The 14,097-nt window shown below is 66.1% G+C and carries 10 protein-coding genes; 4 read left to right on the top strand and 6 right to left on the bottom strand.

The features are described 5' to 3' along the window. The first annotated feature begins 143 nt into the window (after window positions 1-143). The 3 genes from IPM18_09495 (at window position 144) to IPM18_09485 (ending at window position 3,833) form a co-directional block, all read left to right on the top strand. Window positions 144-1,397 carry an ABC transporter permease gene (locus IPM18_09495; protein ID MBK9119816.1) on the top strand — a complete coding sequence of 418 codons (1,254 nt, stop codon included), beginning with the start codon at window positions 144-146 and terminating at the stop codon, window positions 1,395-1,397. Window positions 1,398-1,511: 114 nt separating this feature from the next. Further along, window positions 1,512-2,522, top strand: coding sequence for a substrate-binding domain-containing protein (locus IPM18_09490; protein ID MBK9119815.1), 1,011 nt, complete (start codon window positions 1,512-1,514; stop codon window positions 2,520-2,522). Between the two features lie 105 nt (window positions 2,523-2,627). After that, window positions 2,628-3,833: a hypothetical protein gene (locus IPM18_09485; GenBank protein MBK9119814.1), complete on the top strand. Its 1,206-nt coding sequence runs from the start codon at window positions 2,628-2,630 to the stop codon at window positions 3,831-3,833. On the opposite strand, the gene IPM18_09480 is transcribed toward IPM18_09485, so the two are convergent. Next, entirely contained in the window at window positions 3,816-4,397 is a 582-nt protein-coding gene (locus IPM18_09480; GenBank protein ID MBK9119813.1) for a DUF308 domain-containing protein, read from the bottom strand. The two genes, IPM18_09485 and IPM18_09480, sit on opposite strands and share 18 nt — an antisense overlap. 458 nt (window positions 4,398-4,855) lie before the next feature. On the opposite strand from IPM18_09480, the gene IPM18_09475 reads away from it, so the two are divergent. Continuing rightward, the gene (locus IPM18_09475) at window positions 4,856-7,774 is read left to right on the top strand and encodes a hypothetical protein (GenBank protein ID MBK9119812.1); all 2,919 of its coding nucleotides are present in this window, start codon (window positions 4,856-4,858) and stop codon (window positions 7,772-7,774) included. Between the two features lie 59 nt (window positions 7,775-7,833). On the opposite strand, the gene lptC is transcribed toward IPM18_09475, so the two are convergent. The 5 genes from lptC to sppA all read right to left on the bottom strand — a co-directional run bounded on the left by lptC (window position 7,834) and on the right by sppA (window position 14,053). After that, on the bottom strand, window positions 7,834-11,097 hold the full coding sequence (gene lptC, locus IPM18_09470) for an LPS export ABC transporter periplasmic protein LptC (protein ID MBK9119811.1): 3,264 nt from the start codon (window positions 11,095-11,097) through the stop codon (window positions 7,834-7,836). Between the two features lie 52 nt (window positions 11,098-11,149). Then, window positions 11,150-11,689, bottom strand: a complete 540-nt coding sequence (locus IPM18_09465) for an HAD hydrolase family protein (protein MBK9119810.1) — start codon at window positions 11,687-11,689, stop codon at window positions 11,150-11,152. Window positions 11,690-11,798: 109 nt separating this feature from the next. Continuing rightward, a complete protein-coding gene (locus IPM18_09460; GenBank protein MBK9119809.1) occupies window positions 11,799-12,374 on the bottom strand; it encodes a hypothetical protein in 576 nt (191 codons plus the stop codon). 53 nt (window positions 12,375-12,427) lie between these two features. Then, on the bottom strand, window positions 12,428-13,006 hold the full coding sequence (locus IPM18_09455; protein MBK9119808.1) for an aminodeoxychorismate/anthranilate synthase component II: 579 nt from the start codon (window positions 13,004-13,006) through the stop codon (window positions 12,428-12,430). A 24-nt stretch (window positions 13,007-13,030) separates the two neighbouring features. Then, the gene (sppA, locus tag IPM18_09450; protein MBK9119807.1) at window positions 13,031-14,053 is read right to left on the bottom strand and encodes a signal peptide peptidase SppA; all 1,023 of its coding nucleotides are present in this window, start codon (window positions 14,051-14,053) and stop codon (window positions 13,031-13,033) included. Window positions 14,054-14,097: the final 44 nt, after the last annotated feature.

The following is a 14,097-nucleotide window of genomic DNA, read 5'->3' as shown; positions in this document are numbered from 1 at the left end:
TCGATCCGTGGGCGGCCGACACACCGCGCTGCCGACCGGACGCGGCATTGTAGGGTCAGTGGCGCGCGCGTCCAAGCGGCCGACCCACGGCATTCTCGGACCGCCGCACCGCGGCTATCCTGTGAACAGCTACGGGAGCAACGATGCAGCAGCGCGTGAGCTGGGCTGGTGTCTTGCGGGTCGCAACCCTCTTCGGCGGGCTGCTGTCCCTGTTCGTCATCGGCAGCGTGGTACACCCGCAGTTCCTGACGATTGCGAATCAACGGGACGTGCTCGCCAACGTGGCCGTCAACGGCATCCTCGCCGTCGGCATGACCCTCGTCATTCTCTCCGGGGGGATCGACCTGTCCGTCGGCAGCGTGCTGTCACTCTGCACCGTCGTTTGCGCGATGCTGCTCATGCATTCGAATGACAGCGACCTGCACCTCGGCCGCGCCCACCACCTCGCCTGGCCGGCCGTCGCACTCTTCACCGGACTCGCAGCTTTCGGCCTGCTGCGCGCCCTGCGCCTTGCTCCCGGCATTCGGGCGCTGCTGGCCCTGGCCTGCGCTGCGCTGGCCGCAGTGCTGTTCCTGCTGCCGCCGGGACGCGGCCTGCTCGGCGGTGCTTACGGAACTCTGGGCATCCTTATCGTGGTGCCGCTGGTGGGCGCTCTGCTCGGATTCCTCAACGGCGCCGTCATCGCCCGCACGGGACTGCAACCCTTCATCGTGACGCTTGCCATGATGATCGCAGCCGTCGGGCTCGCGAAGTATGTCGCCGGCCAGGGCGGCCGCGTGCACACGATTCAAGTCGCAGTCAACGGGGGCCCGGGCGCACCGGAGTCCTTCGAGCAACTCGGGGCCACCATACTGACGGTTGGACGGGAGACGCTGCGCTCCGGCCGGGAGCTCGAGCTGAAACTCCTGCCGGTGCAGGGACTCTTCATGCTGGGGGTGTGGGCGGCGGCGGCATTCCTGCTGCACAAGCTGCCTTTGGGGAGATACGTCTACGCGACTGGCGGCAACGAGGAGGCCGCACGCCTGGCTGGAGTCCCCGTCGGCGGTGTCAAGATCTTCGTGTACGCGGCGAGCGGGCTGCTCGCCGGGCTCGCTGCGGTGCTGTATTGCGCCCAATACGCACAGGGCAAAGCCGACGCGGGCCAGATGAAGGAACTCGACGCGATTGCGGCCGTGGTGATCGGCGGGACCACGCTGCAAGGCGGGCGCGGCTCGATCGTCGGTACGCTCGTCGGCGTGATGATCTTCGGCTACCTGACCAACATCCTCCAGCTCCGGGCGGTCTCGAGCGAGATCCAGGACATCCTGAAGGGTGTCATCATCGTTGTGGCCGCGGTCATGCAGTCCGGCAGCGGGCCTAACCTATGGCGCTACCTGCGACCCCGCCGCCCCTTGTGACATCCACCCGACAACCGGTCCCGCGCAGTTCACAGCGACCCCCTTTCGGGTTCCAATACTGCTCAGTGCCGGACCGGACCGGCCACGGCACGACTACCCTGCCGGAGGTTCGCCATGATCCGCCGTCCCGTGTTCACAGCCACCCTGACCGCACTCGCCTGCGCCCTGCCGCTGGCCCTCGTCGCCAGCGGCCCTCAAGAGACACGCACGGCTCCCCAGCCCGCGCAACCGCGTACCGGGGAGCGCTTCATCGTCGGCTTCTCGCAATGCACGGTGAAGGAGCCCTGGCGCGTCGAATTCAACCGCCGCCTTGAACAACACGCGAAGCAGCACTACCCCAACGTACAACTCGACATCCTCGACGCCGACGACAAGACCGAGAAGCAGGTTGCCGATGTCCGTACCTTCATTCGCCGCGGTGTCCACGCCATCCTCATCAGTCCGAAGGAATCGCCCGGCCTCACCGGCGTCGTTCGCGAAGCCACCGAGGCGGGCATTCCTGTCATCGTGCTCGATCGAGATGTGAACTGGGACGGCTATGCGGCCTTTGTCGGCGGCGACAACAAGGCCATCGGCCGCGCGGCCGGACGCGTCGCGGTCACACTTCTCGGCGGCCCGGGCCAAGCGCAGGGCGTGATCTATGAGATTTGCGGGGGCCTTGCATCTACCCCCGCCCAAGAGCGGCGCGACGGTTTCCACGAGATCGTCAAGCGCGAGCCGGGCTTGAAAATCATCGGCGGGCTGGATGCCGACTGGAAGAAGGACCGCGCGTTCTCGATCATGCAGGATGCGCTCAAGGCAACGCCCGAGATTGACCTGGTCTACGGCCACAACGATCCCATGGCCCACGGCGCCTACCAGGCGGCCCGCCGTGCCGGTCGCGCCGACGAACTGTACTTCATCGGGATTGATGCGCTCCCGGACGAGGGTATCGCATGGGTGCAGCGTGGTGAACTGACGGCCACCGTGGCCTATCCGACACCGGGCGAGTTGGGGCTCGATCTCGCGGTGCGGATACTCCGTGGCGACAAGAGTGAGTCGATCGAGAAACGCACGCTGCTGCCCACCCGGGTCTACACGAAGGAGAACATCGCCAAGGGTGGTGAGCAGGTCATTGAGAAGTAGTGGTTACGGTGACCTTCGGCCGCGGAGGAATGCGCCCAGGGCGGCGAGCCGCGCCCCTTCTCCGCGATCATCCTTCCTTCTCCAGCATTTCAGAAGCCCGAGCCCATGGCCGTTCGCATCTTCATCTCGGTAGCCGAAGACTCGGCCGACTTGCATGCCGCCGCTCTCGTCACGGAGCTGCGCGCGCGGTTCAGCGGCCTGGATTTCTATGGCCTGACCGGCCCGCGGCTGCGCGCGGCCAAGGTGGAAACCGTCTACGATTTCGCCGCCCACGCCGCGATGCTCAGCGGCATTTTCCGAGTCCTGGGTCGTGCCTGGGAAGCCCGCCGCGCCATCATCGCGGCCTGGGAGCGCCTCCCGCCGGACCTCGTCATCCTGATGGACTCGTCTGCTCTGCATCTCCCGCTCGCGCGTCTCGCCCGACGCCGCGGCTACCGTGTGTTGTACTACATCGCGCCGCAGACCTGGGCCTCACGGGCTTACCGCAACCGTCGGCTCGCGACCGACGTCGAACGCGTCGCGTGCATCCTGCCCTTTGAAGAGGCCTACTTTCGCCGCGCGCTGGTTCCGGCCACCTACGTCGGGCACCCGCTGTTCGAATCGCTGCGCCGCACCGCGCCCACTCCCGAGATCGTTGCGCAGCTTCGCCGCGCGGGGAGTGGCCGGCCGATCGTCGCCCTCCTCCCGGGGTCGCGCCGCCACGTGATTGAGCGCATCCTGCCCCTGCAACTGCGCGTCTTGCGTCAACTGCAAACCGTCGGGATCGGGGTCCACGCGCTCGTCTCCAGCACCTCGCAGGAGCGCGTGCCCCTGCTGCGCCGGATCATCCACGCCGGTGGCTTCGCAGCCGACATCCTGGTCGATCAGAATCCGACACTGCTTGCCGCTGCGGATCTGGTGCTGGTGGCCTCCGGCACCGCCACGCTCGAAGTCGCGTACCACCGTAAACCCATGATCGTGTTGTATGACGTCGGCGCGTTCTGGGGCCGACTGCATCGCTGGCTCGGCTGGCTGGCTGTCAAGCCGCCACCCTTCTCCCAGGTCAACATCCTCGCGAACGCATTCATCGTGCCCGAGTTCATGCCGTGGATCCCCGACACGCGCCCCATCGCTGTCGTCGCCGCCCAGCTCCTGCGTGATCCGACGTGGCAGGAGACAATGCGCGCCCAGCTCGATGCCCTCGTGCGCCCCTTGGAGAATGCGCACGCGAGCGCTCGTGTGGCCGATTGGATTGCCCACGCCACGGGCTGGCCGGCGGGCATCTCTGAATCCGAGCGACAATCGCGCCACGTATCACAGGCCGTGGAGTAGCAGCCCTGCCAGCGTGCTGAGACTGCCCAGCACCATCCCGAAGAGGGCCCCGGGCTGCAGCCGACCGCTGCGCGCGAAGCTCGCGATGCCCAGGACGACGGCCGCAATCCCTACCACGAGTAACATCGCCAGCGGGATCGAGAGGAATCCGAGCAGCACCGACAGCGTGCCGAGGTCGCTCCGCAGACTGCGCCCCCGGACGGTGACGCCTTCCATCGTGAAGGGCACCCCGCACGCTCGGCAATGATGGGCATCGATCGAATTACTCGCCCGGCAACGGGCACACTCGATCTCGAGCACGTCGCCCCCGCGCCGCACGATGCGCGGAGCATCCTGGCCACTCGCAGCATAAGCGTGCATCGGCACCGGATCCTGCGCATCCTCATCGTGTATCTGCACCGGTCCGGCCCGCCCGGCCCGATCCACAAGCGGCACAGTCAGCCGTGCCGCACAGGTTGGGCAAGTCGCCGTGCTGCCCACCTGCGATCCATCCGCCTCGAGTACGGACTCGCAGCGCGGGCATGCAAACTGAAAACCGGGCCGTCCGCTCAGATCCGGCGGCATGATCCTCGCCAGCGAAGGAGTCCCATCCGTGGTCGCTGCCGGGACCTTAAAGGTGACCGCGCAGTGTGGGCATTGCACGGACATTCCACACCAATGCGGCAAGACGAGACTGGTCTCGCCACAGTTTCCACAGCGAACCGGATAGGACTGGCCGGCTGCCACAGTGGTACCCACCAGAACATTCCCACATTCACGGGCGACCCAAGCCACCCTGCAGGGCATTGTACGGTACCCGCAGTCTCCGGCACCTCGCATCACCAACGGAGGTTAGCCGCAATCCCAGATACTCCGCGCCCCTGCGGGGGAGTTCGGGCGTGGGGTTGCTTGCTGCAGATACTCGACACAACCCCAACCCGACCCTGTGAGTGAGGAAAGGTTCTGGGATCGCTCCAGTCTTTCGCCGGGCCCGATATCCGGCTATCCTTCTCGGGATCTGAGGCCCGCTAGGAGTACCCGAAATGAAACGCTTCACCCCCCTCTCCCCCAAGCACTTGACCCTTCGGACCCTCGCACTCGTCGGAATCGCCACCGCGACGGTGCTTGCACCCGCCGATCTCAACCGCGATTTTCGCTGGATTCCCTCCGGCGAGATCATCGTCGGCGACCGCGCCAGCGAGGCCGCCGTTTCCTATGAGGCCCTGGGAACGCTGGTGACAACCAGTCTGTCCTATGGCGACGGTAGCCCCGGTCCTGCCATCGGACGCGAAGTCACCGGCGAAGAGCAATTCGTTCTCCGCCCAGCCGAGTGGCGGGCGGGACCCGCCTGGGCGCACCTGGTCCTCTGCCGCACGGTGGACAGCAACGCTCCACCACCGGACCTCACCGTCAGCGTCGACGATCACGAAGTCGGCACTTGGCGCATCCGCCCACCGGCGGGGCCGCAGCGCGCCTACGACAGCTACTTCGTCATACCACGCACGCTCTTTAAGGACGGCAAACCGCCGCGCACTCTCCGGATTACCATACGCGCTGACCGCCCCCACCTTTCCCTGGGCTATCGCATCTTTGCCGATCGTAGTTGGGATGACCTGGGCGACGAGTACGCCGGTGATCTCGCCGCTGCCGCCGCCCGCGCCACGGAGCCGGCCGTCGCCGCTTTTCTAAATGCCTGGCTGCTGTGCGGCGATCATCAATGGGCTGATGCACTCGCGCAGTTCACGACTGCCGCGGAGCAGGCGGATGAAGCCAAGCGCCCCCTGCTCGCAGACTCCGCCCGCTTCGGCACACGCTGGGCGCGCCTGAAGCAATTGCGCGCCACACCACCACCACAAGCCGCTGCCCCCACGGCCGAAGCGGCGGCGGCGAAGTTCGAAGCCCACTATCGCCGCGGACTGCTCGCCGGTGCGTGGGGCCTTTGGCGCGATGCCGCCGAGGAGTTCCGTCTCGCGGTTGCGGCCAACCCGACACACGCAGATGCAACCTACCGGCTGGCCGAAGCGCTCGAATACTGTCGGCGGCCGATCGCCGAGTGGGCCCCCCTGATGGAGCGGGCCGGATTTCTTGGCGACAACGGCAACGCGAATGTCGAACACGTTCTCATGGCCATTTACCCGTACGCATTGCCGCGGGATGAGACCGGCACTTTTCCCGGTACGGGCCCGCTTTCGCAGGAGGATATCGACGCCATCCAGCGCGACTGGCGGTACGTCGAACAACAGGTTTACGGCGCCTCGCTGGGCGCCTGGCGACTCCAGACCACCTACCACATCGCCGGTCCGGACGATCCCCCGTGGGTCATGCAGGCCGGCTGGATCTTTCTGCCTCGTGACGAGGTTGTGTTGCGACATCCCGGCCAGTACCAGTACTCCATCGGTACGGCCGCGTACGGTTCCAGTCACGCTGGCGGTGTGGACTGTGGCGTGGACGGCGCGGGCGGGGCACAGATCGGTGCCCAGCGCGGCTGGGAAGTGTTTCTGCACGAATGGAACCACCAATTCGATTGGGTCAGCATCTTCAGCGAATCCAGCCCCGGCTACCCGGTCACACACGACAGCGACGGCTGCGGTAAGCAGCCGATCGTCAACATGGGTTGCGGCCACCGCTCCTCGATGCGTTACTACGTGAGCCATGCCCAGTATCAACGCCGGCGCGCGAGTGATCCGGTCGAGTCCGCGGCCTTTATCGACACCTGGACGGTGACCCCCCTGCTCGCACCACCGGACACCGATACGAACGACGCAGACGAACTCGCGGAATGGCTGCGCGGCCAAGGGCACTTCACGGAACGCCAGCTTGCACAGATCGAACGCGAATGGAGGAGTGCGCTGACGCAGCAGGAAGCCCGCGCTGCCAACCCGCCGCGCATCGCCCTGCATCCACCGCCGACACCCGTACCGGACTGGTTTGATTTCCTGCGCGCCCGCTGGAATCGCGAATCCGTACTGGAATCACTCGCTATTCCAGAGGCCGACGCATTCGTCGCCGGGCGCGCCGGAACCTTCGGCAGCACTCGCATGGTGGCTGGCAGCGAGGACTTTGTCGATCTCGGCACGACGATGCCAGCCGCCCCCGAGAAGTGCGTCGTGTACGCCCGGGCGTTTGTCCATGTGCCAGCCGATCAGGAAGTGCGGATCTGGGCAGGTTACAACGATCGCGCGAAGCTCTGGTGCAACGGCCGGCAACTTACCGAGGGCCGCTACTACGCGGTGGCACGCTGGGAGGATCAAAACCGTCCTTACATGATCGCTCAGCATGCCCAATTGCGTGCCGGATGGAACTCGCTCGCGGTCAAGCTGGAGCGCGGCGGTGGAGATTGGGGATTCGGCATACACATCGTCGACTTCGAGAACCGCCCCATTGCCGGTCTCAAGACCGTCCCCGAGCTTCCGAACGGAGCCACGGCGCACGTCTACACCCCGCCGCTCGCCGGTCCGCACTATCGCTGGGCTGAGGTCCGCGACGACTACCTCGAACGCCTGCCGCACCTCTCCAACAGCGACCTCGCGCGGCTCACCGGTATCCCCGGCGTGGCATGCACTCCCGAGCGTTTCCTGCTGACACTGCCGGCCGGCACCCAACCCCTGCCCGGTTCGCGTTTCATAGGTGACTTCGACGATGATGACACCACATTCAACAACTACCTCAACTGGGATCGCCAGGCCGCGGCCGCGCTGCGCTACGAGAAGGACGGCCAAACGCGCGACCTGCTGATCGTGCGGCCCGAGTACTTCGATGAGTTCCTCACGCTGCTGCGCGAGGTGCCGGAGACCCCTGCGACGGAGGGTCCCGTCGCCGATCGTGTGCTCGGCGTGATCTTCCTGCCAGAGGTCACGTACCGTTCAACACCCAACCGGCCGTTTACCGGGCGGGCCGTGCTGGTACTCGATGCGCGCCTGGCGGATTACCCCGTGCAAGAGTTCGATTTGCTCGGGATCTAGCGGCACCCGCGTCACCACTGGCCTTGCGCCCCCGGCGCAAGGCCCGCGGCGGCGCCCCCCTACTGCCGCACTTCGCCCCCGATGCGGTCCGAGCGGATCGTGCCGTCCGCGAGATTCAGGACCAGTTTTTGACCCGAGTGGACCTGGAACCGTGCGAGGGCCCGATCCTCGACAATAATGCGTGCTTCACTTTCCGGCGGACCGAGTACCGTGATCTGGTTCGTTGGGCGGTCGAACTCGATCTGCATCGCGTTCACTTCCCGTACTGTCGGATCCTGTACGTCGCGCAGGTACACGTTGCCGTCGGCGTTCAGTGCGACCAGCCGCAGCGGCGCGCCGGTCAGCCCTCCGGCGGCCGGCACTCCCCCGTTGGCACGTTCCTGCGTGTGAAACCACACTTCGAGCCGGTCACACTCAAGCGTCACGCTGCGGCTGTCTATCTTGTCCAGCACTTCGGGCTGCTCCACAACCGCCGGCAGCATGGTGCCCAGTTCGATCATTTCGCGACCCGTGCGATGCACGAACAGCACCTGATCCTCGAAGACCACCGTATCCCGCCGCTCCGGCCCCTCGGGCCCGAGTGTGTAGGTCATCCGTCCGTAGCATTGCATAGCCGTCTGGCTTGGGCCGTCGCTGATCAGTGCCGCGGGCACGCCCACCACTTCACGTGCCGTGGTGCCGGCCTGCGGACTGGTGACCCCCGCCCGCCGATCGAGCATCAGCAACTGCGTAAGCCCCTCCGTGACGATCACCCTGTTGACGACGTCCAGGTCAAGCAGTGGTGCCCGAATGCTCGCCTCCATCACCGGCAAGGGGCGGCCCGCTTCCGTGGTCACACTCTCGACGACTGCCGCATCCGCCCGCATCCGAACCAGTTCCTTGCGCGTCCGACGGCCGTCACCCGTCGTGAAGGAAAGCGGCTCGTCACCACTGCGGCCGGGCGATCGCTCCAACGCACGCGCGAGCGTTTGCCACACCTCGCTGAGATTCTGGGGCTGCTGCGGTTGCGTGGCAACCGGTGTCGCTTCTTCGACGTCCTCCAGCAACAGCGACAGCGTCTTCCCCCGGAGAGTCTCACCACCACTCACGGCCACCACGTCGCCCGCGAAGCGAATCAGGTTTTGTCGGCCATCGATGCGCAGCGATTCCTGCGCGGTGACCACCACCCGCTGGGTACCGCTGCGGCGCTCACCCTGCAAACCTCGTTCGGAACGAAACGACAGACGAGACGGTCCATCGACACTCAGCACCTGGTCCACGCCGTCGAGTGCAATCAGTTCACCGCGCACCGTATAGGGTTCGGAATACACCAGAGCGGACACGGTCGACGTACCCAGCACGGTCGCCGCCTGCAACTCGTTTTCTCCCCGGAAGGTGGCTGTCAGTGTCTCGCCGCGGGCCGCAACCTTATTCTCGGGATCGAGCAGTTCCGCCGCACCCAGTACACGCAGTTCGCGCAGCACGAAGCCGCCGCGCGCGGCACCCTGCAACGGCGGCCCCATGGTCGTCAGGACCCGCTGTCCGTTGACCTGCGCCGCGCCCCGCGCTATCTGCACGCGGCCAAAGGCGTCCATCGCCGTCGGAAACACCTCACCCGCGGGGCTGACGGCAAAATCCAGTGCCAGGGAAAGGCATGTCAGGCGTCCATCCGCGCTCGCCAGGTGCACGTTGCCGAAGGCGAAGGCCGATTCCAGCGCCTGTTCGAACCCGAGGCCATCCATTCCGGGGCGAAATACGACCGTCAGCTCGTCCGACATCAGTTTCTGCCCACCGGTCTCGATGCTCACGGTACCGACAAATCGCGCCGACTCGATCCGCTGCGTTCCGAGCAGTTCCGCATCCTCGGGCACCGCTACCGCGGCATCCTGCTTGACGAGCCGCAATTCCGCCCACAGGGCACACACAATCCGCGCCGTCCGCGCCTGCCCCTTAAGCCCACGTTCAGAGCGCAACTCCACATCCCCGACCAGCTTGATCAACCCGGTCGCCCGCTCCAGGTAGACACTCTGCGCCGCGGCCGTCACACCATCCCCCAGGGTGAATTCGACCCGGCCCGCCGGTGTGGGCCGCAGCCAGACACGCTCCGTATCCTCGTGGTAGGTGACTGAGCTGCACAGTGCCGAACTGGCGCGCTGCGCGAGCCGCACGACGCCACCGGGCGCCGCACTTGCCGTGAAGCGCCGCCGCATGGTTCCACCTTCCGGTCGGCCCGGGATCGGCACCATCCTGAGTGGCCCGGACCACTTGAGCACCAGCTCCTGCTGCTCGGTGCGCGCCGCGAGCGGAGCAGCCGGCGCGCCTGGTTCGCTCTCCGCCGGCGTCGCGACCGGCAGTGTGGTAGGCGCTTGCGCCGTCGTGCTGTGCGGCATACCCAGTCCGGGCGTAGCTTCGTCACGGCCGAGCAGACGATCGGGCCCGGAGCCCACGTCGAACAGAATCTCCAGCCGTTCCGCGTCGAGCCCGCCGACTTCCACTCCTCCCCGGACCTGCTTCGCCACGATCCCGCCTTCGAGCGTGCAAACGTACGCTGTACTGGGACGCTCTGGACGGCGTCGCGTATCAAGTCGAACGGTAGCCGGCTCGCCTGGAGTGGATTTTTCGGCACGCTCGCGGCCACCGGTCAGGCCAAGCAGATCCCCCCCGCGAAGGATAAACTCTTCCCCCTGCCGGATCGTCAGTGCATCGATGCGGTTGTCATCTTCATTCCAGACCAGGTGCAGGCCGGTCCCCACGATGCGGACCTGTTTGCTGTCAAGCACTACCCGTGCTTCGGTTTGCAGGTCACCACCCTCCAAATCGAATTGCAGCGTTTCCATCGTAATCGTAATCAGGTCGTCGGGACGCTCCGCCGCCGGCGTCCTTTCGGCCCCGCGCGCCGTATCGATCACCAGCCGCACCCCGCCCTCCAGCACGCCGTTGCGCGGGCGCATCTGCTCGTCGGCGCGGTCGCCGATGATTCGCCCGGTGGCCGCTGTCACTTTCACCTCCATGCCCGACCCCAACAGCATGGACAACTCGGGGCGTGTCAACTGAATCTGGTTACGCTCGCCGGGCACGGCCTGCCAGTCGACACATTCGAGGATCTCATCCACCCGCCCGGTGCGCGGATCAAAACGCCGGTACACCACGCCCCCACCACCGGGAATCGTGGCCCCGCGCACCTGGATGGCCTCGCCCTCCGCGCCGCCCGCTTCGGGCAAGGTCGCGACCAGGTCCTGCCGATCTGGAATGACTTGCGGCTCGCCCAACATGGCGTTGTAGCCCAGGTACAACAGCACCACTACGGCTACCGATGAAACTCCCAGTACCAGATGTCGCACCATGGCGCTTGCTCTCTCCGTTGTGACGGCCGCGTGGGGAGACTGGTCCGCGCACTTATGAAGGCGTGCCCGCTTCGACCCCGTAGTGCCGCAGCACCTGCGCCCACTGACCGGTAGCTCGCAGGATGTGCTCGAGCGCCTCGCGCACGGCGCCACGCCCGCCCGGACGTGTGGTCACGAAATCCGCCGCGGCCCGCACCTCCGCGGCAGCCGACGCCACCGCAACCGCATAACCACACTTCCGCATCAACGGCAGTTCCGGCAAATCGTCGCCGATTGCCGCCAGTTCATCCCAAGCAAGGCCAAGCTGAGCCAGCACGGGTGTCAGGTCCGCCACCTTGTCTCGGCTGCCCTGCACGACGTGCGTGATCCGCAATTCCCGTGCCCGAGCCGCAACCGCATCCGAGGTCTTGCCAGAGCAGAGGATGAGGATTCCGCCGAGGTCGCGGTACCACGCCATGGCGAACCCGTCGTGGACATCGAAGAGCCGCATTCCGCGGCCCAAATCGTCCACGCAGATCCGTCCATCGGTGAGCGTTCCATCAACGTCGAAGCACACGGCGCGAATGCCGGCCGGCCCGCGGGTAGGAGTCACGAATGCGGTCTCTCCGTCGTGGCGGCGACCTTTCACCGCGCTGGTCGCAGAGTATATGCCCTTGGCGCGCACACCGATAGCCGCATGGCCCCCCGAACCAACCCCGCCATCATCGGTGCGGACGCCGCTCCACGCCCACCCGCGGGTGCGTGGTCGGGTCTGAAGCCACCGCAGCCCCACCCTCCTGTGGCCCAACGTGAACTATCGTTCCCGCTTCCGAGCCCGCCATCGACACAGAACGCCCGTTGGGACTGGCCAGGTAAACCGCTCCCTGGGAGGGGCCCGCCATGGAGACCCGTCGCGTGTCACCGACACCGTAGACTGCCGCGCGCCCGGCGGCGTAGACCGTCGCACCGCCCGTCTCCGCCCAAACGTTGGGGCCGGGTTGCGGCGGGGGCGGGAAGAACAGGAAGGCGTAGGGATCCCCTGTGTCACCGAGGATGGCGCGTTCTTCGGGTGTGGGCTCAACCGGCTCGAGCAGGCGCTTTCCCACAAGGTCACGGGTTGGCACAGAAGCCCCCTCGACGCCAACCTGGAAGCCGATCGCGGAACCCCGCTCCGGCAGGTTCGGCATTTCATCCGAAGGAATCACCCCGACGCGGGTACGACGGTCACTGCAGCCGCACGCTCCCAGTACAGCCAGCGAGACGCCAGCAACGATCCACAAGCGGAGGTAGAGCACCATACCGAGGCCTCCGGTGGCGGGCACGCATCCCGCGGCTACGCCGATTCGTACGGTTACCCGAACCGAATGAAGTTCGCAAGCAGCTTGCTGCCCTCGCGCGTCAGGAAGCTCTCCGGGTGGAATTGCACGCCGTACGTCGGGTGTGTGCGGTGCCGTAGAGCCATGATCTCCGTGGGGTCGTCCTCGCAGGTGGCCGTAACGACGAATTCCTGCGGGAGTGTGCCATTTGCAACGATCAACGAGTGGTAGCGCGTGGCTTCAAACGGGTTTTCCAATCCCCGGAAAATACCGGCTCCGTCGTGGCGAATCATGCTGGTCTTGCCATGCATCAGCCGTTGTGCCCGCACGACCTCCGCCCCGTGAGCGTAGGCGATGCACTGGTGTCCGAGACAGACCCCCAGCAGCGGCACGCGTCCGGAGAAACGCCGGATGACATCGTTGCTGACGCCGCCCTCGCGCGGGGTGCAGGGCCCCGGAGAAATGATGATGTGGGAGGGCTTTTCCGCGTCGATCTGGTCGGTTGTGATCTGGTCGTTCCGATAGACGCGCATCTCGACCCCGAGATTCAGTTCGCCAATGCGCTGCACGAGGTTGTAGGTGAACGAATCGTAATTATCGATCAGCACGATCATGACGTGCGTACTCCCTCAACACCCTCAGAAGCCCGGCGCCCACAGGTACAGGAACTGCGGCGCGCCTCCCCGGAGCCACTCCGGCAGTTCGATGCCGACCGGCCCAACCTGCACGGGGGGGGGATCCTGCTGCGCGTAGATGTTCGGGCGGTAATCCAGCGGACGTGCATACCGCACGACCAGCAGCTTGGCATCACCCAGTTCGGCCAGCTCCCGCGCGGCCCGCAAGGCATCCCGCAACGTGCCCAATTCGTCCACCAGCCCCAGCTCATGCGCAGCGGCGCCGAGATAGACACGGCCATCCGCCAGGGGCCGTAGTTCCTCCTCCGTCAAGTTCGGCCGCCCCGCTGCCACGACCGTGAGGAAGCGCTGGTACATCGCGTCGATCAGCCCCTGGAAGATCAGCCGATCCTCGTTCGACATCTCGCGGAAGAGCGAGCCCATATCCTTCTGCTCGCCGCTCTTGATCGTGTTCATCTCCATGCCGATCTTCCGCATCGTCCCGGCAAAGTTGGGGGAGAGCATGATCACACCGATGCTGCCCGTCACCGTGGTCGGGTGCGCGTAGATGCGGTCACTCGCACAGGCGAGGTAGTAGCCCCCCGACGCGGCCACATCCTGCAGGGCCGCCACGACCGGCTTACCGGTCCGCTCCCGGAAACGCTGTAATTCCGCGTGCATCACATCCGTCGCGGTCACCGCGCCGCCCGGCGAGTTGATCCGCAACACCACCGCCTTCACACGATCGTCCGCCGCCGCCTTGTCGAGCTTCTCTACGAACAGCGACACCGGGTTTTCGCCGCCTGTGCCCAGCAGTGACATCGGCCGGCCACTCTGGATCACGCCATCGACATCGAGCAGCACGATCTTCGACCCGGACCAGAAGCTTTCACGAATCACGACCTCTTCCTGTAACGGCTGTCGGGCCGAGACCGGGGTGATCAGGAACGAGGTAGGGCCACAGCCGGGGGTGCTGAGCACGAGCAGGGCGAGCGCGGCCCCCCCCATTACGCCATACACGGAACGATTGCGAGACCGCAGGACCATGGCTCACTCCAACTGGCACACCCGGGCCGGTACTCTATACTCTC

It is taken from the genome of Phycisphaerales bacterium (assembly GCA_016716475.1).
Lineage (GTDB): Bacteria > Planctomycetota > Phycisphaerae > UBA1845 > Fen-1342 > JADJWG01.
Note: the sequence above shows the minus strand (reverse complement) of the source record. Positions and strands in the feature narration are given on the sequence as shown.

What these genes read in the sequence shown, in the direction of transcription:
- IPM18_09495 (MBK9119816.1), top strand. Translation starts at nt 144, where the DNA reads ATGCAGCAGCGCGTGAGCTGGGCTGGTGTCTTGCGGGTCGCAACCCTC.
- IPM18_09490 (MBK9119815.1), top strand. Translation starts at nt 1,512, where the DNA reads ATGATCCGCCGTCCCGTGTTCACAGCCACCCTGACCGCACTCGCCTGC.
- IPM18_09485 (MBK9119814.1), top strand. Translation starts at nt 2,628, where the DNA reads ATGGCCGTTCGCATCTTCATCTCGGTAGCCGAAGACTCGGCCGACTTG.
- IPM18_09480 (MBK9119813.1), bottom strand. Translation starts at nt 4,397, where the DNA reads ATGCCGCCGGATCTGAGCGGACGGCCCGGTTTTCAGTTTGCATGCCCG.
- IPM18_09475 (MBK9119812.1), top strand. Translation starts at nt 4,856, where the DNA reads ATGAAACGCTTCACCCCCCTCTCCCCCAAGCACTTGACCCTTCGGACC.
- lptC (MBK9119811.1), bottom strand. Translation starts at nt 11,097, where the DNA reads ATGGTGCGACATCTGGTACTGGGAGTTTCATCGGTAGCCGTAGTGGTG.
- IPM18_09460 (MBK9119809.1), bottom strand. Translation starts at nt 12,374, where the DNA reads ATGGTGCTCTACCTCCGCTTGTGGATCGTTGCTGGCGTCTCGCTGGCT.
- IPM18_09455 (MBK9119808.1), bottom strand. Translation starts at nt 13,006, where the DNA reads ATGATCGTGCTGATCGATAATTACGATTCGTTCACCTACAACCTCGTG.
- sppA (MBK9119807.1), bottom strand. Translation starts at nt 14,053, where the DNA reads ATGGTCCTGCGGTCTCGCAATCGTTCCGTGTATGGCGTAATGGGGGGG.